This window comes from Zoogloea sp. (assembly GCF_041914405.1).
Taxonomy (GTDB): domain Bacteria; phylum Pseudomonadota; class Gammaproteobacteria; order Burkholderiales; family Rhodocyclaceae; genus Zoogloea.
In genome coordinates this window covers 18,515-35,899 of the sequence record NZ_JAYSDK010000046.1, presented here as the reverse complement: position 1 = coordinate 35,899, position 17,385 = coordinate 18,515, and the positions used below count along the sequence as shown (strand labels likewise).

General features: G+C 62.7%; 14 protein-coding genes. 3 read left to right on the top strand and 11 right to left on the bottom strand.

What is annotated here, in order from left to right; all coding sequences use genetic code 11:
- The 10 genes from ACE3RX_RS20950 to ACE3RX_RS20905 form a co-directional block, all read right to left on the bottom strand.
- On the bottom strand, window positions 1-2,962 hold a 2,962-nt coding region (locus tag ACE3RX_RS20950), incomplete at its 3' end, for a glutamate synthase central domain-containing protein (protein ID WP_374486912.1).
- Between the two features lie 234 nt (window positions 2,963-3,196).
- Window positions 3,197-4,321, bottom strand: a complete 1,125-nt coding sequence (locus ACE3RX_RS20945) for a deoxyguanosinetriphosphate triphosphohydrolase (protein ID WP_374486915.1) — start codon at window positions 4,319-4,321, stop codon at window positions 3,197-3,199.
- Window positions 4,322-4,332: 11 nt separating this feature from the next.
- The gene (gene aroB / locus ACE3RX_RS20940) at window positions 4,333-5,412 is read right to left on the bottom strand and encodes a 3-dehydroquinate synthase (RefSeq protein WP_374486911.1); all 1,080 of its coding nucleotides are present in this window, start codon (window positions 5,410-5,412) and stop codon (window positions 4,333-4,335) included.
- Window positions 5,400-5,942, bottom strand: coding sequence for a shikimate kinase (locus ACE3RX_RS20935; protein ID WP_374486910.1), 543 nt, complete (start codon window positions 5,940-5,942; stop codon window positions 5,400-5,402). The genes aroB and ACE3RX_RS20935 overlap by 13 nt, the downstream gene beginning before the upstream one ends.
- 69 nt (window positions 5,943-6,011) lie before the next feature.
- Window positions 6,012-7,952, bottom strand: coding sequence for an Ig-like domain-containing protein (locus ACE3RX_RS20930; protein ID WP_374486909.1), 1,941 nt, complete (start codon window positions 7,950-7,952; stop codon window positions 6,012-6,014).
- Between the two features lie 23 nt (window positions 7,953-7,975).
- The gene (gene pilQ / locus ACE3RX_RS20925; protein WP_374486914.1) at window positions 7,976-10,156 is read right to left on the bottom strand and encodes a type IV pilus secretin PilQ; all 2,181 of its coding nucleotides are present in this window, start codon (window positions 10,154-10,156) and stop codon (window positions 7,976-7,978) included.
- Between the two features lie 2 nt (window positions 10,157-10,158).
- A complete protein-coding gene (locus ACE3RX_RS20920) occupies window positions 10,159-10,683 on the bottom strand; it encodes a pilus assembly protein PilP (RefSeq protein WP_374486908.1) in 525 nt (174 codons plus the stop codon).
- 5 nt (window positions 10,684-10,688) lie between these two features.
- Window positions 10,689-11,327 (bottom strand): type 4a pilus biogenesis protein PilO, encoded by a 639-nt coding sequence (locus ACE3RX_RS20915; RefSeq protein ID WP_374486907.1) that lies wholly within the window; start codon window positions 11,325-11,327, stop codon window positions 10,689-10,691.
- A gap of 32 nt (window positions 11,328-11,359) precedes the next feature.
- The gene (locus ACE3RX_RS20910) at window positions 11,360-11,965 is read right to left on the bottom strand and encodes a PilN domain-containing protein (protein WP_374486906.1); all 606 of its coding nucleotides are present in this window, start codon (window positions 11,963-11,965) and stop codon (window positions 11,360-11,362) included.
- Window positions 11,962-13,038 carry a pilus assembly protein PilM gene (locus ACE3RX_RS20905; protein WP_374486904.1) on the bottom strand — a complete coding sequence of 359 codons (1,077 nt, stop codon included), beginning with the start codon at window positions 13,036-13,038 and terminating at the stop codon, window positions 11,962-11,964. Before ACE3RX_RS20905 ends, ACE3RX_RS20910 begins: the two co-directional genes overlap by 4 nt.
- Before the next feature lie 174 nt (window positions 13,039-13,212).
- On the opposite strand from ACE3RX_RS20905, the gene ACE3RX_RS20900 reads away from it, so the two are divergent.
- The gene (locus tag ACE3RX_RS20900; RefSeq protein ID WP_374486903.1) at window positions 13,213-15,489 is read left to right on the top strand and encodes a penicillin-binding protein 1A; all 2,277 of its coding nucleotides are present in this window, start codon (window positions 13,213-13,215) and stop codon (window positions 15,487-15,489) included.
- Window positions 15,490-15,509: 20 nt separating this feature from the next.
- Here the strand turns inward: ACE3RX_RS20900 and cyaY are convergent, their stop codons facing one another.
- Complete coding sequence (gene cyaY / locus ACE3RX_RS20895) at window positions 15,510-15,830, bottom strand: iron donor protein CyaY (protein WP_374486902.1); 321 nt, start codon at window positions 15,828-15,830, stop codon at window positions 15,510-15,512.
- 47 nt (window positions 15,831-15,877) lie between these two features.
- On the opposite strand from cyaY, the gene ACE3RX_RS20890 reads away from it, so the two are divergent.
- Both ACE3RX_RS20890 and lysA read left to right on the top strand, forming a co-directional pair.
- On the top strand, window positions 15,878-16,066 hold the full coding sequence (locus ACE3RX_RS20890) for a lipoprotein (RefSeq protein WP_374486901.1): 189 nt from the start codon (window positions 15,878-15,880) through the stop codon (window positions 16,064-16,066).
- The gene (gene lysA, locus ACE3RX_RS20885) at window positions 16,063-17,325 is read left to right on the top strand and encodes a diaminopimelate decarboxylase (RefSeq protein ID WP_374486900.1); all 1,263 of its coding nucleotides are present in this window, start codon (window positions 16,063-16,065) and stop codon (window positions 17,323-17,325) included. The genes ACE3RX_RS20890 and lysA overlap by 4 nt, the downstream gene beginning before the upstream one ends.
- Window positions 17,326-17,385 lie beyond the last annotated feature (60 nt).

Genomic DNA, 17,385 nt, shown 5'->3' with positions numbered 1-17,385 from the left:
GCTTGGCGCCCTGGGCCATCTTGATCTGGATCTGGTCGGCATTGACCAGGTACTCAGTGGTCACGCCGAAACGGCCGGAAGCGACCTGCTTGATCGAGGAACGCAGGCTGTCACCGACCTTCAGCTCGATGTCGCGCTCGATACGGCTCGCGCCGATCAGCTCGGACAGCTTGGTGGGCTTGGAGATCGGGATGAAGCGCTTCGGATCCTCGCCGCCTTCGCCGGTGTTCGACTTGCCGCCGATGCGGTTCATGGCGATCGCCAGCGTCGTGTGGGCTTCGGTGGAGATGGAGCCAAGGGACATTGCACCGGTGGCAAAGCGCTTGACGATTTCCTTGGCGGACTCGACCTCTTCCAGCGGCACCGGGGCGCCGACAGACTTGAGCTCGAAGAGGCCGCGCAGCGTCATGTGGCGCTTGCCCTGATCATTGATGATCTTGGCGTATTCCTTGTAGGTGTCGAACTTGCCGCTGCGGGTGGAGTGCTGCAGCTTGGCAATCGCGTCCGGCGTCCACATGTGCTCGTCGCCACGGATGCGGAAGGCGTACTCGCCACCGGCATCAAGGGCGTTGGCCAGCACCGGATCGGCACTGAAAGCAGCCTGGTGCAGGCGAATGGCTTCTTCCATCACCTCGAACACGCCGATGCCTTCCACCTGGGAAGCGGTGCCGGTGAAGTACTTCTCGACCAGCGACTTCTGCAGGCCGATGGCCTCGAAGATCTGGGCGCCGGTGTAGGACATGAAAGTGGAGATGCCCATCTTGGACATGACCTTCATGAGGCCCTTGCCGACAGCCTTGATGAAGTGCTTGATGTACTTCTCGGCGGCTTCGGCATCACCGTGGGCCATCTCGGTGAGGGTTTCGAGGGCCAGGTAGGGGTGCACCGCCTCGGCGCCATAACCAGCCAGCACGGCGAAGTGGTGGGTCTCACGGGCGGAGCCGGTTTCGACCACCAGGCCGGTGCGGGTACGCAGGCCCTTGGTCACCAGGTGCTGGTGAATGGCGGACGTGGCCAGCAGGGCCGGGATCGCGACCTGCTCGGCACTGACCTTGCGGTCGGACACGATCAGGATGTTGGAGCCTTCCAGCACCGCATTCTCGGCTTCGGCGCACAGGGAGGCCAGGCGCGCTTCGACACCTTCCTTACCCCAGGCCAGCGGGTAGCAGATGTCCAGTTCGGCGGAGCGGAACTTGTTCTCGGTGTAACGGGCGATCTCGCGCAACTTCGCCATATCGGCGAAGGTCAGCACCGGCTGGGTGACTTCCAGGCGGTACGGGGGGTTGATCTCGTTGATGCCGAGCAGGTTCGGGCGCGGGCCGACGAAACTCACCAGGGACATGACCAGTTGTTCGCGGATCGGGTCGATCGGCGGGTTGGTCACCTGGGCAAACAGCTGACGGAAGTAGCTGTAGATCGGCTTGGCCTTGGCGGACAGCACGGCCAGCGGGCTGTCGTTACCCATCGAGCCGGTACCCTCTTCGCCGGTCTTGGCCATCGGCTCCAGGATGAACTTGACGTCTTCCTGAGTGAAGCCAAAGGCCTGCTGGCGGTCCAGCAGGGACGCGGCGCACTCGGGCGCGGCGATGCTGGCAGGCGCAGCACAGGTGTCGAGCTTGATGTTGATGCGGGACAGCCATTCCTGGTAGGGCTTGGCGGCGGCAAGGGATTCCTTGATTTCCTTGTCGTCGATGATGCGGCCCTGCTCCATGTCGATCAGGAACATCTTGCCCGGCTGCAGACGCCACTTCTTGACGATCTTCTCGTCGGGGATCGGCAGCACGCCGGATTCGGAAGCCATCACGACGTAATCGTCGTCGGTAACCAGGTAGCGGGCGGGACGCAGGCCGTTACGGTCGAGGGTCGCACCGATCTGGCGGCCGTCGGTGAAGGCCACCGCGGCGGGGCCATCCCACGGCTCCATCATGGCGGCGTGGTATTCGTAGAAGGCGCGGCGCTTCTGATCCATCAGCGTATGGGATTCCCAGGCTTCGGGAATCATCATCATCATCGCGTGGGCCAGGGAATAGCCGCTCATCACCAGCAGTTCGAGCGCGTTGTCGAAAGCGGCGGAGTCGGACTGACCCGGGTAGATCAGCGGCCACAGCTTCTGCAGGTCTTCGCCGAGCAGCGGGGACTGGGTACCCTTCTCGCGGGCACGCATCCAGTTGTAGTTGCCGCGCACCGTGTTGATTTCGCCGTTGTGGGCGATGTAACGGAACGGGTGGGCCAGATGCCAGGTCGGGAAGGTGTTGGTCGAGAAGCGCTGGTGCACCAGGGCCAGCGCGGAAATGCAGCGCGCATCCTGCAGGTCGAGGTAGTACTGACCAACCTGGTCAGCGAGCAGCAGGCCCTTGTAGTTGATCGTACGCGCCGACATGGACGGCGTGTAGAACTCCTTGGAGTGCTTCAGCTTGAGGGCGGCGATGGCGTTGGCGGCACGACGACGGATCACGTACAGCTTGCGCTCGAGGGCGTCGGTAACCATGACGTCGGGACCGCGGCCGATGAAGACCTGGCGGATCACCGGCTCCTTGGCCTTGACGGTCGGGGACATCGGCATGGCCGGATCGGTCGGAACATCGCGCCAGCCGAGCACGACCTGGCCTTCGGCACGGGTGGCACGCTCGATCTCGTCCTCACAGGCGAGACGGGAAGCGTGCTCCTTCGGCAGGAAGACCATGCCGACACCGTAGTCGCCGGCCGGCGGCAGGGTGACGCCCTGCTTGGCCATTTCTTCGCGGAACAGCGTGTCCGGAATCTGGATCAGAATACCGGCACCGTCGCCCTGCAGCGGGTCGGCACCCACGGCACCCCGGTGGTCCAGATTCTTCAGAATTTCGAGACCCTGATTTACGATCTCATGCGTCTTGTTGCCCTTGATATGTGCAATGAAGCCGACACCACAGGCGTCATGTTCGTTGGCGGGGTCGTAAAGGCCCTGCTCCAGGGGAAGATCCATCTTGTTTTTCCTCGACACAACACACACCGGCGCCGCTTACAGACCGCGCCGGACCTTCAAACTGCGGGAAATCGCCCCGTCCGAACCGTGAAAAAGCCGGCGACACGCGGCCAGCCGGCTACGCTCGATCCCGACGAGGAGACCGTTCAAACACATTGGGCGAGGGTCGAATATACCGCTCCGAGAGCCCTGTTTTCAAGGATTTTTTTGCGGCGCGACAAGCCCTTGCGGGGCTCAGTGGATCTCACCGACCGCAAACAGTCGCCGGTGTTCACGCATCGCATATCGATCTGTCATTCCAGCAATGTAATCAGCGATCGCCCTGGGCTTGTCGCCGCGGGCCATCTGCTGGTACTGCGGCGGCAGCAGGCGGGGGTCATTCATGAACGCCCCGAAGAGGTCCTGGATGATGCGCCGGGCCTTGTCGGTCATGCGCAGCACCTGGAAATGGTGATAAAGATTTTCGCGCAGGAAGACCTTGAGGACGCGCAGCTCGGGCAGCAGGGCTTCGCTGTAGGCCACCAGGCGCGGCGCAGCATGCACGTCATCAAGGGACGCCACGCCCGCCGCCGCGACGTTGCTGCGGGTCTGCTCAATCAGATCCACCGCCATCATGTTGATCATGCGGCGGATGGTTTCGTGGATCAGGCGCCGCCCGACCAGCCCTGGATAGGCGGCCTCAACCGCCAACCGGTTGCGGCGGAAGACCGGCACCGCATCGAGTTGCTCTAGGGTGATCAGCCCGGAGCGCAGACCATCGTCCACGTCGTGATTGTTGTAGGCAATCTCGTCAGCCAGGTTGGCCAACTGCGCCTCCAGCGAGGGCTGACGCCCGTCGATGAACCGCCGCCCAATGTCACCGAGGAGGGCCGCATTCTTCGGCGAGCAGTGCTTGAGAATGCCTTCGCGGGTCTCGTGCATCAGGTTGAGGCCGTTGAAGTCGGCATAGCTCTCCTCAAGCACATCCACCGTCCGCAGGGACTGCAGGTTGTGCTCGAAGCCGCCGAAGTCCTTCATACAGGCATGCAGCGCATCCTGGCCGGCGTGACCGAAGGGGGTGTGCCCCAGGTCATGGGCTAGCGCCACGGCTTCGGCCAGATCCTCGTTGAGGTGCAGCGCTCGGGCGATCGAGCGGGTGATCTGGGCGACCTCGATACTGTGGGTCAGACGGGTCCGGAACAGGTCGCCCTCATGATTGACGAAGACCTGGGTCTTGTACTCCAGACGCCGGAAGGCCGTGCAGTGCACAATGCGGTCGCGGTCGCGCTGGAACTCGCCGCGCGCCACCGGCGGCGGCTCGGCAATCTGACGGCCACGGGAGTTGGCCTCAACGACAGCGTAAGGCGCCAGCTCGGCCATCGGCGGGGCGCTCAGCAGCAAGCCTCGATGGTGGCGCGGATGTCGGCCTGGCCCGCCTCGGCCGTCACCACGGCCGCGCCAATCGCCTTCAGCAGCACCAACCGCAAGGTGCCGTCCGCGACCTTCTTGTCGTGGGCCATCAGCTCGAGATAGCGGTCCGCGCCCAACAGCGCCCCTTTGACCGGCAGGCCGGCCCGCTCGTGAATGGCGCGCACGCGCTCCACGTCCGCATCGGACAACCAGCCTAGGCGCCGCGACAAGTCGGCAGCCATGATCGCTCCGGCAGCCACGGCCTCACCATGCAGCCAGGCACCATAGCCCAGCCCGGTTTCGATGGCGTGCCCGAAGGTATGCCCCAGATTGAGAGTGGCGCGCACACCCTGCTCGGTCTCGTCGGCCGCAACGACTTCCGCCTTGTTGCGGCAGGAGCGCTCGACTGCCTCCGCCAACGCATCCGCATCGCGGGCAAGGAGACGCTCGAGGTTCGCCTCAATCCACTCCAGGAAAGGCAAGTCGCGGATCAAGCCGTACTTGATGACCTCCGCCAGACCCGCCTTCAACTCCCGGTCTGGCAGCGTATGGAGGACGGAGGTATCGGCGAGCACCAGTCGCGGCTGGTAGAACGCACCGATCATGTTCTTGCCAAGGGGATGGTTGATAGCGGTCTTCCCCCCAACAGAGGAATCCACTTGGGACAACAAGGTAGTCGGCACCTGGATGAAAGGTACGCCGCGCTGGTATGTGGCGGCAGCAAAGCCAACCATGTCACCGACCACGCCCCCTCCGAGGGCAATCAGGGTCGTACCGCGATCGCAGCGGCTGGACAGCAGGCGATCAAAGATCGTGTTGAGGGTCTCCCAATCCTTGTGTGCCTCTCCGTCCGGCAGCACGATCTCGGTGACAGTCAGCCCGCGGGCCTTCAGGCCATCCACGAAACCGCGCAGGTAAAGCGGCCCCACCACATCATTGGTAATCACCGCCACGCGGCGTGACTTCACATAGGGCAAGACCAGATCCGGATCGGCCAGCAAGCCCGTCCCGATCCGGATCGGGTAGCTGCGTTCGGCCAGTTCGACGTTCAGTGTGCGCATAAGTCCTGCAATTCCTTTTCAATCAGACGCACCATCGCGTGCGGCGTGCCACGCCCGCCCTCGACGACGATGTGGGCCACCTCGCGATACAGGGGGTCGCGAGTAACGTACAGCTGCTGCAGCCGCCCTTTAGGGTCCGGCACCTGCAGCAGGGGACGCGTCTTGTCGTGACGGGTGCGCTCCCACAGGACGTGGGGTGGAACATTGAGATAAACGACAACACCCCGCTCGGACAGCAGGGCACGATTGATGGGATTGATGACAGCCCCGCCCCCGGTCGCCAGTACCATCCCGGACTCGGTGGTCAGCTCGTCGAGGGTCTGGGTTTCTCGGCGGCGGAAACCCTCTTCACCCTCGATCTCGAAGATGGTCGGGATCTTGACCCCCGTCCGGGCTTCAATTTCGTGGTCGCTATCGACGAAACGAAGGCCGAGACGCTTGGCAAGCTCCCGACCGACGGTGGTCTTACCGGAGCCGGGCATGCCGATCAGGACGACACATCTGGACCGCTGCAAATTCACTTCAGGCATGCCGCCATATAACCATGAAAAAGCCCCGCTCGTCACCGGGCGGGGCGGAGGGGTGGGAACTGTCAGCTATCAGTTAGGGGACTTGCAGCCACCGGCAACGTCCGTGCCAAACGGCGAATCCCGGAACGACGGGGAGATATCCACATTCAGCACTTCGCTCGCCGGGTAGGGCAGATCAAAGCTACGGCTCGCGAAATTGTTCTTGCCTGCGACAGCAGCAGTCGCCTTCAGCTCGATCTTGGTCCAATAAGCATAGTTCGGCGGATAGACCACCCAGAAGGCCGCCGAGCCAGAATTATCGGTGGTGACGGTCACGCTCGACGCCTGCGTGGCAGACGCGATCGGAGGCATCACGGTCGCCGCACCATTGGGCTCGAGGATGCCGTCGCCATCGTAATCACCCAGTTCGCCGGTCTGGAAGAATCCATCATTGTTGGCATCTTCCGCGACACACAGCACCGTGGGCCCCGGCGACCACTTGGTCGCACCGTCAGGAACGGTAAACTGGCCTTTCCTGAACGACACTCCGCGCAGCGAAATCGTCACGGCCTGATTCTTGATCGGATTGCCAGCACTGTCGGTGACAAAGACCCCCCACACCGAGCGATAACGCGGAGGATCGGAGTCCTTCACGAGCTGGTTATCGGTACTGATCACCATGTTCACCCCCTGGCCGGCTACGGTCAGTGAGGAGGAGGCCGTCACACTCGTACCATTGACGGTCGCTACAAGCTGCACAGCATCCTTGCCGCTGAGGTTCGGATCGGCCTTGAAAGTCGTCGACGCCACGCCCGAGTCATCCGTATAGGCGATCGAAGGATTGGCAGTACCGCCACCATTCGGCGCCGTGAAGATCACCGTGCTACCTGAAACCGGATTGCCAGAATTATCCCTCACCACCGCATAGACTGCAGCGGTGCCGTTCGGCGAAAGCGTGGACGGGTCGGACTGCACGACGATCTGGGTGGGAACCTGGGCAACGAACTTCACATCGCGCTTGGCCGTCGTTCCGGCTGCCGGCGAGCCGTTGAGGATCGCGGAAACCGTGGCCGCTCCAGCACCAGGCGACATGACATACGCGGTCGCCGCGGTCCCTGCGAAAGCAACCGTCTGGGTTGCCGCAGCGGCCGAACAGGCCGCGGTGGCGTACACCGAACCACGGGACGAGGTGAAGGTGACGCTGCTGGCGGACACCCCGCCGGACAGTTGCACCACCACCGGCGTGCAGCTGTTGATCGGAATCGATACGCCCGACGCTGGCGCGGTGAATGCGAAATCAATCGAGGAAATCGCCACATCCTTCGATGCGGTCGCGCCCAAAGCCGTCGCCGTGATGGTGTCGGTCCCGCTGACCGTCGGCGTAAAGGTGACCGTCGCCTGGCCACTGGAATTGCTCCTGACCGTGGCCGGGATTGCATTGCCCAGCTTTGAGGTCAGTGCCACGTCCTGGTTCGCGATGGCCTTGCCGGCGCCGTCCAGCACGCTGATCGACATTGAGACCTGCTTACCCACCACACCCGATGCATCACCACCGAAACCCAGGCGCGTGCCCTGGATGGCAACGGTGATCGTCTTCACCAGCGACTTGTGAGTCGCAGTGATCGTCACCGTACGATTGGCCTTGCTGTCGTCGGAATTGAAAGTGACTGTAGCGACACCGGTCGTCGCATCCGTGGTTGCACTCGGAGCCGAGAGGGTGCCGGAGTCGGCCGAGAAACTGACCGCACCACCGCTTACGACCGCGTTGGCATTATCCTTCAACGCAGCCTTGACGGTCACGGTAGAACTGCCGTCGGTCTGGATCGACGGCGTATCCACCGTCAGCGTCAGCTGAGTAGCCGTTTGCGCCGTCGGATCATTGACACAAACCCCGTTGGCATTGAAAGCAAGGCACGTGGAGCTTCCAGACCCACCTCCTCCTCCACCGCAACCGGCGAGCAAAAGCGCAAGAAGCCCAGAAATAACGAGAGGAGAACGCGAATACGGATTCGCTGCGTTGCGTTTACTCATTGGAAATCCCATTCAAGCCGAATCTATCTCAGCCCAAGCTGATCGTTAATGATGCGAGGCGTAATGAAGACGAGCAATTCCGTCTTGTTGTCCTTACGCTCGGTATTTCTGAAGAGATACCCGAGCACGGGTACATCTCCCAGCAATGGGATCTTGGTCGTGTTATTCCCGACTTCCTGGATGTAGATCCCGCCAATCACGACGGTGCCACCATTTTCGACCACCACGTCCGTCTTCACGTGCTTGGTATCGATCGGTACGTTATTACCGGCAACAGGCTGGTCATAGCGAGGCTGGTCCTTGTTGACCTCCAGCGACATCATCACCTTGCCGTCAGGCGTGATCTGCGGCTTCACCTTGAGCGCCAGGTTCGCCTTCTTGAAGCTGACGGTCGGGAAGGCGGTACCACCGGACTGGGTCTGGTAGGGCACTTCCGTCCCCTGTTCGATCAGGGCTTCCGCCTTGTCCGCGGTCATGACGCGCGGTCGCGAAACCACCTTGCCACGACCATCAGCCTCCAGGGCCGAAACCTCCAGATCGATATAGCGTGTCGCGGCACTGTTCCAGAGGGCGAACGAGAATGCACCGACCGACTTGTTGTTGATCTGCGACGCCGGCAGATTGACACCGAGGCTGTTGTTGAAGTCGGGAATCGTCGAAATCTGGCCAGCCTGGTAGCCCGTCGAAGACAGGTTTCCGCTACCAATGGTGTTGCGGAAGATCGGCACGCCACCAGAAGTAGTGCCGATCTGCCCGCCGGTTTTGGCACCAAAGCCGAGACGCATGCCCAAATTGCTGGCAAAGGTATCGGTGGCCTCGACGATCTGCGCCTCAATCAGGACCTGCCTGACCTCGACATCCACCTCGGTGATCAGGCGGCGGATTTCCTCAAGCCGAGACGGCACGTCACTGACGAAGATCTTGTTGCTGCGCTCATCAAAGGAAGCGCTACCGCGCTTGGACAGCACGGACTGATCCTTGCTCTTCAGGAACTCCGCAACGCTCTTCGCCTTGTGGTAGTTGATCTGGAAACTCTCGGTCCGCAGCGGCTCCAGATCCCCAACCTGGGCCTTGGCTTCCAGGTCGAGCTTCTCACGCGCGGCCAGTTCGTCCCGCGGAGCGATCCAGATCACGTTCCCGTTCTTGCGCATGTCCAGGCCACGGGCCTGCAGGATGATATCGAGGGCCTGATCCCAGGGCACGTCCTTGAGGCGCAGCGTCAGGTTGCCCTGCACGGAGTCGCTGGTAATGATGTTGAAGTTCGTGAAGTCGGCGATCACCTGCAACACGGAACGCACATCGATATTCTGGAAATTGAGAGACAGCTTCTCACCGGAGAAGCGCTCCTTGCCGGAACCCTGGGTCAGCTTGTTCGGGTCTTCCTTGACCGGTTTGACCTCAAGCACGAACTGGTTGTCGCTCTGGTAGGCGTTATGTTCCCACAGCCCCCGCGGCGTCACCGTCATGCGTACATTGCCCCCCTGGGTCTGGGTCAGCACCGACGAGACCGGCGTACCGAAATCCAGCACATCGAGCTTGCGACGCAACTGCTCGGGCACATCGGTCTTCAGGAAATCGACGATCAGGCTCTCTCCGCGCTGGCGGATGTCGATACCCGCATTCGGATCGGACAGATCGACCACCAGCCGCCCCTCGCCATTGGCACCGCGGCGAAAGTTGATGTCACGGATGGCATGCTTTTCCTCGTGCCCGACAGCTGCCGGCGCAAACTGGGTGCTCTGCTGCGCAAGCGAACTGGTGGCCTCGCGAATCTGCCCGGTGGCCAGCGTGATCAGGAGATCATTACCTTCCTGACGGGTCTCGTAGGGATAGACGCGGGACAGGTTCAGGACCAGGCGGGTGCGGTCTCCAACCTGCACGACATTGACGCTGCGCAGATCACCGGCATTGAGCGTCTGGCTGTTACGCCCAAGCGCATTTGCAGTGTCCGGGAAGTCGAACGCGATGCGCGCCGGATTCGCGACACTGAAACTCGCCGGCATGGCGGCCAGAGGCTTGGCGAGCGTGAGCTTGAGCACGACGCTGCCGCCCTGCTCCACAGCCATGATCTTTTCGATCCGATTACCCGCCGGCACGACATCCACGGCCTGACCGCTCTGCGCAAATACGGTCTGCGCAGGCAGAAGACCACCGAGACAGGCCGCAACCGCCAATGCACCAAAGCTGAGCCCACATGGTCTCATTTTCATTTCTTCGCCTCCTGGGGCGCCTGCTCCTGCAACTGGAGCGTGCTGATGCGCTCGGTCCATTCACCGCTCGCGTCCTCGACAAGTTCCTTCAAGCTCACGTCGGATTCAGTGATGGCCGTGATCTTCCCGTAGTTCTGCCCGAGATAATTGCCAACCTTGACCTGATGGAGCGTTTTGTCCACTGCGATGATTGCGTGGACCTGCCCCTTCTTCATCATCACGCCGACCATCCGGAGCAACTCGAGCGGATAGGCCTCGAGGGGCTCCCGACGCCGGTTGGCGTCGGGGGTGAACAGGGCCGACTTTTTGTCCGGCTCCAGCTTTGCCGGCTTGAACGGATCAATCAGGCCGCTCCCCTGATACGTCACCACGGAAGCCTGGCGGATCGGAGGCAAGGGCTTGAGGTTGGGCTTGAGGTCTTTCGATGCCTCGGCCATCCAGTCGCGCAAGTCCTGCTGCTGGTCGCTACAGCCCGTGAGCAGCACCGAAGCCAACAGAGGCACCATCAGAGTCAGTCGCATGATCTTCACTTGCGCGCCTTTTCCTTGGCCTTTTCCCTGCGCAGCGCGGCGACTTCCTCGTCATCCAGATAACGATAGGTCACTGCCGTCGCATCGAACTTCAGGTTGCCTTCCTTGAGTGTTTCGATGGCGATGTCGTTCAGGGTCACGATCCGCGGCATCTGCGCCACATCGCTGACGAACTCGCCGAGGTCGTGGTAGTTCCCCGTCACCCGCACGGCGATCGGCAATTCCGCGTAAAAGTCCTTCAGACCCTCGGAGCCCGGCTTGAACAGCTCGAACTGAAGGCCACGCCCCAGGCCGGCCTGGTTGATGTCTGCCAGCAGGGATTCGATCTCGGAACGGTTTGGCAACTGCTTCAGCAAGGCACCGAACTGCCGGTCGATCTCGGCCAGTTGCCTCCGGTATTCGGGCAAATTGACCGCCTGGCGCTTCTTGGACAGCCATTCGTCCTTCAGCGTCAGCTCTTCCTTTTCCTTCGAATCCAGGGCTGTCAGCTGGTCACTCCAGTCGAACCACCACCCCCCGGCGACAATGGCCAGGAAAATCGCAAGCAGGGTCGCAATCCGGGGAAGCAGGGGCCACTGGCCGGGATCGTTGGGGTCCAGTCCCTGGAACTCCCTCGCCAGGGTTTGGACATCCATCGTCCGAAGCTTTTCGATCGACTCCTTGAGACTCATTGCGGCTTGCCTCCCGCAGCAGCACTCCCGCCAGCCTTGGGCTTGCCGGCATCGTCCGCCTTGGCCCGCTCGATGCTCACATTCAGATTGAACTCACTGACCCGGCGATTATTGAGGATTGCCGCCTTGACCTCGACCAGGTCGGCATGTTCAAGCGAGGGCGACGCCTCTAGGTTGCGCATAAGCGTGGAAACCCGAGCGTTTGACTGGGCATAGCCCGTGAGGTTGATCTTGAGCCCGGCCTGCTTGAGTGTCTTGAGATAGACGCCTTCCGGCATCTGGCGAACCAGTTCGTTGAACAACTGTACGGTTTCCGTACGATTGGTCTGCAGCGACTCGATGACCTGCTTGCGGGACAGCAACGCCTCGGCCTGCTCGCGCAATCCCCTGATCTCGACGATTTCCTTGTCGAGCGCGGCTATTTCCTGCTTGAGGAATGCGTTCTTCGCATCCTGACTGTCCACGTAGCCGGCAAGGACCGAGTGCCCAATGAACCACACCACCAGACCGGCGATAGCCACCAACGCGGCAAACAGCGCAAACTGCTGCCGGCGCGCCTTGCGCTTCTCTTCCCGATGGGGAAGCAGGTTGATACGGATCACGAATCAAACCTCCGCAGGGCCAGACCGCAGGCGACCAGCAAGGCTGGGGCATCCGCGGCAAGATTCTTGGGCCGCACCTTGGATCCAAGACTCATGTTTGCAAACGGATTGGCCACCAGGGTGTCCACCTGGGTACGCCCGGCAACGGTCTCGGCAAGACCTGGAATAACCGCACAGCCACCGGCGAGGACGATATGGTCCACCTGATTGAACTGGGTGGAGGTGAAGAAGAACTGCAGGGCCCGCGACACTTCCAGCGCCATCGCATCCATGAAGGGACGCAGCAGATCGGACTCGTAGCTCTCCGGCAAAGAGCCGGTGCGCTTGCCGCTCTCTGCCTCCTCGAGGGACATGCCGAAATGGCGCATGATGTCCTGGGTCAGCAGAAAGCCACCGAAAGCCTGCTCCCGTGCATAAACCTGGTTCCCATTGCGCAGGACCGACACGTTCATGACATTGGCGCCGGCATCGACAAGCGCGATGATCTTGTCCTCACCCCGGTCGGGCAACTGCTCCTGGACCAGCTCGAAGGCCGCCAGGGAAGCGTAGGACTCGACGTCCATCACCAGCGCCTTGAGGCCGGCAGCCTCAGCCGCCGCCACCCGGTCCTCGACCTTTTCCTTGCGGGATGCGGCGATCAGAACCTCATCCTCGTCTGCGTTGGAGGCAGCCGGACCGATGACCTGGAAATCGAGATTCACCTCGTCCAGGGCGAAGGGGATGTACTGGTTGGCTTCCGACTCGACCTGCACTTCCAGCTCCTGGTCGCGCAGGCCTGCCGGCAGGATGATCTTTTTGGTGATGACCGCCGATGCAGGCAAGGCCAGCGCCACGAAGCGGGTCGCCGTCCCGAGCCGTCGCCAGCCACGCCGGATGGCATCGGAGACAGCTTCGAGATTGACGATGTTGCCATCGGAAACCGCCTCCCGCGGAAGCGCTTCAATGGCGTACCGCTCGACCCGATAGCCGCCCCCCGAGACGGTGGACAATTCCACCATCTTGACCGAGGACGACGAAATGTCGACTCCGATCAAAGGGCGCGCCCGAGGGCTCAAAAAGGAGAGGTCAATCACAAAAAGTCCTGAATTTTCTTTATGTTAGACGCAATACCAACAAACTACTTGAGATCCTAACAACAACCATGACAAGTGTAAAGGTAAGGCCCGGCAGGATAGCCGATTGCATATCAGGCGACAAACTGGCCCTCCTCGTATAATGCGGCACTTTCTTCCGCTCGCCGCCCCCGTATGCGCTGGGTACTCTACCCCTTCATCGCGATCATCGGCCTGTTGGCCGTAGGCCTCGCCATCCTAGCCCTGGCCGTGGCCTTTGCCTGGCCAACCCTCCCCTCGCTGGAGGCCCTGACCGACTATCACCCCAAGATTCCGCTGCGCGTCTATACCGCCGATGGCGCCCTGATCGGCGAATACGGCGAGGAGCGCCGCGCCTTCATCCGGATCCAGGATGTCCCTGCCGTCCTCAAGCACGCCATTCTGGCCGCCGAGGACGACCGCTTCTACCAGCACTCCGGCGTCGACTTCGTCGGTGTGCTGCGCGCCGCCGGGGCCAACCTCGTCACCGGCAGCAAGCGGCAGGGCTCGTCAACGATCACCATGCAGGTGGCGCGCAACTTCTTCCTGACCCGCGAGAAGACCTATTCCCGCAAGCTCTACGAGATCCTGCTGGCGTTCAAGATCGAACAGAATCTCAGCAAGGACCAGATTCTCGAGGTCTACATCAACCAGATCTATCTGGGCCGCCGTGCATATGGCTTCGCCGTCGCCGCCCAGACCTATTTCGGCAAATCCATCCACGAACTTAATGTTCCGGAGGCGGCAATGCTCGCTGGCCTGCCGAAAGCGCCGTCCGCCTACAACCCGGTGGTCAATCCGAAGCGGGCGGCCCTGCGCCAGCAGTACGTGCTGCGCCGCATGACCGAACTGGACTTCATTTCCGAGACGGAACACCAGCAAGCCGTCAATGCACCACTGAAAGTCGTTACTGGCCCGGCCGACTTCGGCGGCAGCGCCGACTACGTGGCGGAGATGGCCCGCCAGATCGCCTTCGAGCAGTTCAAGGAAGAAGCCTACACACGCGGCATCAAGGTCATTACGACGATCAACAAGGCCGAACAGGAGGCCGCCTACCGGGCACTGCGCCGCGGCATCATGGACTACGACCGGCGCCACGGCTACCGGGGTGCCGAAGGCTACGTAGACCCAACCCGGACCAGCACTGAGCAGACCGAAGCGATGGACGAAGTCCTGGCCGAAACGCCGGATTACGACGATCTGCAGGCTGCCATCGTGACCCAGGCAGGCAACGGCAGCGTCACCGCCTACCGGTACGGCGAGACGATCCGCATCAGCGGCGAAGGCCTACGTTTTGCCGCCGCCATGCTCAGCGACAAGGCTCCACCCAACAAGCGCATCCGACCGGGCGCCATCATCCGCGTGGTACGCGTGGACACCCGCTGGGAAATCAGCCAGTTGCCCGAGGTCGAAGGCGCCCTGACCGCCGCCGACCCGCGTACCGGCGCGATCCGCGCGTTGGTTGGTGGTTTCGATTTCAACCGCAACAAGTTCAACCACGTCACCCAGGCCTGGCGCCAGCCGGGCTCCAGCTTCAAGCCCTTCATCTATTCGGCGGCCTTCGAAAAGGGCTACGGCCCCAACAGCGTGGTCGACGACTCCCCGATCTCCTTCCCTGCCGGGGAAACCGGCAGCCAGGCCTGGGAACCGAAGAACTACGACGGCAAGTACGACGGGCCGATGTCCCTGCGTTCGGCGCTGGCCCGCTCGAAGAACATGGTTTCGATCCGCCTGCTGAAGTCCATCGGACCACGCTACGCGCAGGACTACGTCACCAAGTTCGGCTTCGACGCTGAGCGCCACCCGGCCTACCTGACCATGGCCCTCGGCGCCGGCTCCGTCACGCCGTGGCAGATGCTGCGCGGCTACTCGGCATTCGCCAACGGCGGCTATCGGGTCGAGCCCTATCTGGTGAAGGAGATTCAGGACGAAACCGGCAAGGTACTGGCCCGGGTCGATCCACCGGTCGCCGGCGAAACCGCCGAGCGGGCCATCGACGAGCGCAACGCCTACCTGATGGATTCAATGCTGAAGGACGTGGTCCGCCGTGGCACGGCGGCCAAGGCGCTGGTCCTCAAGCGCGGCGACCTGGCCGGCAAGACCGGCACCACTAACGAGTATGTGGACGCCTGGTTCTGCGGCTACCAGCCGACCGTCGTCGCGGTAGCGTGGATCGGCTTTGACCAGCCGCGCAAGCTGGGCAGCGGCGAAACTGGCGGCGCGGCGGCCCTGCCCATGTGGATCAACTACATGCGCAAGGCCCTCGACGGCGTGCCCGAGAGCTATCCGACCCCGCCGGACGGCCTGATCCGCATCCAGCCGGAAGGCAGTGCCACCGAAGAGCTGATCTACAAGGAGAACCTGCCGGCCGCACCAGTGGAAGCCCCGCAGGAGCCCACCAGCCCGCCGGCGGAAGAGGCCCCGCGCAACTAGCCCCCCCCCCCAGGAGCCGGTCAGCCCTGCAAGCTGACCGACTCGCCGGCCTGCTCGGTCATGCAGCGGGACAGCACCGCGTAGAAATCTGCTCCATCCCGCGTACCCAGCCAACGCCCGCCGTCCGGGCGGAAGTGAAAACCACCCGACTTGGCGGCCAGCCAGATTTCCCGCGCAGCGCTATGCCGGTTGACGATGATCTTGGTGCCATTGTCGAACTCCAGCTCGAAAACCCCGCCCGGCTTCACCTCATAGTCGAAATCCAGCTCACAGGCGTCCAGCAAGCCTTCCAGGTGCTCCAGTTCGGCATCCGCCAAGGCGTTGAAATCTGCTTCGTCCATCGACCCCTCCGTTGTTCTGTTAACATTCCAGTTTTTGCGCGGAAGCCATGCGAACCATCGCCATCACCGCCGCGACCTGCGGCCTGCTCGCCCTCGCCGGTTGCGGCATCAAGGGGCCGCTGTACCTCCCGCAAGCACCCAAGCCTGCCGCCAAGCCGGCTCCGCAGCCTGCCGACGCCATCCCGGCGCCGGGCGGCGATCATAACAAACCCGCTCCCCAGGATTCAGTCAAATGACCACCGCACTGCCCGTGCCGACGCTCGCCGCCGGCCCCGCCGGCCTGACCCTCGAAGGGGTCGCCCTCGCCGACATCGCCGAGCGCTTCGGCACCCCGACCTACGTGTACTCCCGCGCCGCGCTGACTGCTGCCTTCGAGGCTTACCAACGGGCCCTCGGCCTGCGCAAGGCCCTCGTCTGCTACGCGGTCAAGGCCAACTCCAGCCTAGGCATCCTGTCGGTGTTTGCCAAGCTGGGCGCCGGCTTCGACATCGTTTCGGGCGGTGAGCTGGCGCGCGTGCTGGCTGCCGGCGGTGACCCCGGCAAGGTGATCTTCTCCGGCGTAGGCAAGAGCGTCGCCGAGATGCGTTACGCGCTGGAGGCGGGCATCGGTTGTTTCAATGTCGAATCCGCTGCCGAACTGGACCGCCTGAATGAAGTGGCTACCAGCCTCGGCAAGCGCGCGCCGATCGCATTCCGCGTCAATCCGGACGTCAATCCGAACACCCACCCGTACATTTCCACCGGCCTGCGCAGCAACAAGTTCGGCGTAGCCTTCACCGAAGCCCTCGACCTCTACCGCAAGGCGGCCAAGCTGCCGAACATCGAGATCAGCGGGATCGACTGCCACATCGGCTCCCAGCTCCTCGATCCGGCGCCGATGGCCGAAGCGGCCGACAAGATCCTCGGCCTGGTGGACCAGCTCGCCCGCGAAGGCATCAAGCTCGACCACATCGACCTGGGCGGCGGCCTTGGCATCCGCTACCGCGACGAGGAACCGCCGACGCCGACCGAATACCTCAAGCCCTTGCTGGAGCGCTTCGCCGGCCGCGACGAGGCCCTGTGCTTTGAACCGGGCCGCTCGCTGGTCGGCAATGCTGGCCTGCTCTTGACCCGTATCGAGTACCTGAAGCCGGGCGTCGAGAAGAATTTCGCGATCATCGATGCTGCAATGAACGACCTGGCCCGCCCCGCGCTGTACGACGCCTACCATGAGATCGTCGCAGTGGCGCCCCGCGCGGTGCCCGCAACCCGCTACGAAGTGGTCGGCCCGATCTGTGAAAGCGGCGACTTCCTCGGCCACGACCGCGACCTGTCAGTGGAAACCGGCGACCTGCTGGCGATCCTGTCGGCCGGCGCCTATGGCATGACGATGAGCTCCAACTACAACACTCGCCCCCGTGCCGCCGAGATCCTGGTGGACGGCGACACGGTGCACGTCATCCGCGACCGGGAAACCCTCGCCCACCTGCTCGCCGGCGAACGCCCCCTGCCCTGAGGCATTGCAGCTATTCGGCCCCATCCGTGGGGCTGAATAGCTGCGGGGGCGAATTCAATT

Bases quoted from the DNA above. Each gene is read 5' to 3' on its own strand.
- cyaY (WP_374486902.1), bottom strand. From the start codon at position 15,830: ATGGACGAAGCAGATTTCAACGCCTTGGCGGATGCCGAACTGGAGCAC.
- ACE3RX_RS20915 (WP_374486907.1), bottom strand. From the start codon at position 11,327: ATGGATGTCCAAACCCTGGCGAGGGAGTTCCAGGGACTGGACCCCAAC.
- ACE3RX_RS20890 (WP_374486901.1), top strand. From the start codon at position 15,878: ATGCGAACCATCGCCATCACCGCCGCGACCTGCGGCCTGCTCGCCCTC.
- ACE3RX_RS20900 (WP_374486903.1), top strand. From the start codon at position 13,213: ATGCGCTGGGTACTCTACCCCTTCATCGCGATCATCGGCCTGTTGGCC.
- aroB (WP_374486911.1), bottom strand. From the start codon at position 5,412: ATGCGCACACTGAACGTCGAACTGGCCGAACGCAGCTACCCGATCCGG.
- ACE3RX_RS20945 (WP_374486915.1), bottom strand. From the start codon at position 4,321: ATGGCCGAGCTGGCGCCTTACGCTGTCGTTGAGGCCAACTCCCGTGGC.
- ACE3RX_RS20935 (WP_374486910.1), bottom strand. From the start codon at position 5,942: ATGCCTGAAGTGAATTTGCAGCGGTCCAGATGTGTCGTCCTGATCGGC.
- ACE3RX_RS20920 (WP_374486908.1), bottom strand. From the start codon at position 10,683: ATGCGACTGACTCTGATGGTGCCTCTGTTGGCTTCGGTGCTGCTCACG.
- ACE3RX_RS20930 (WP_374486909.1), bottom strand. From the start codon at position 7,952: ATGAGTAAACGCAACGCAGCGAATCCGTATTCGCGTTCTCCTCTCGTT.
- lysA (WP_374486900.1), top strand. From the start codon at position 16,063: ATGACCACCGCACTGCCCGTGCCGACGCTCGCCGCCGGCCCCGCCGGC.
- pilQ (WP_374486914.1), bottom strand. From the start codon at position 10,156: ATGAGACCATGTGGGCTCAGCTTTGGTGCATTGGCGGTTGCGGCCTGT.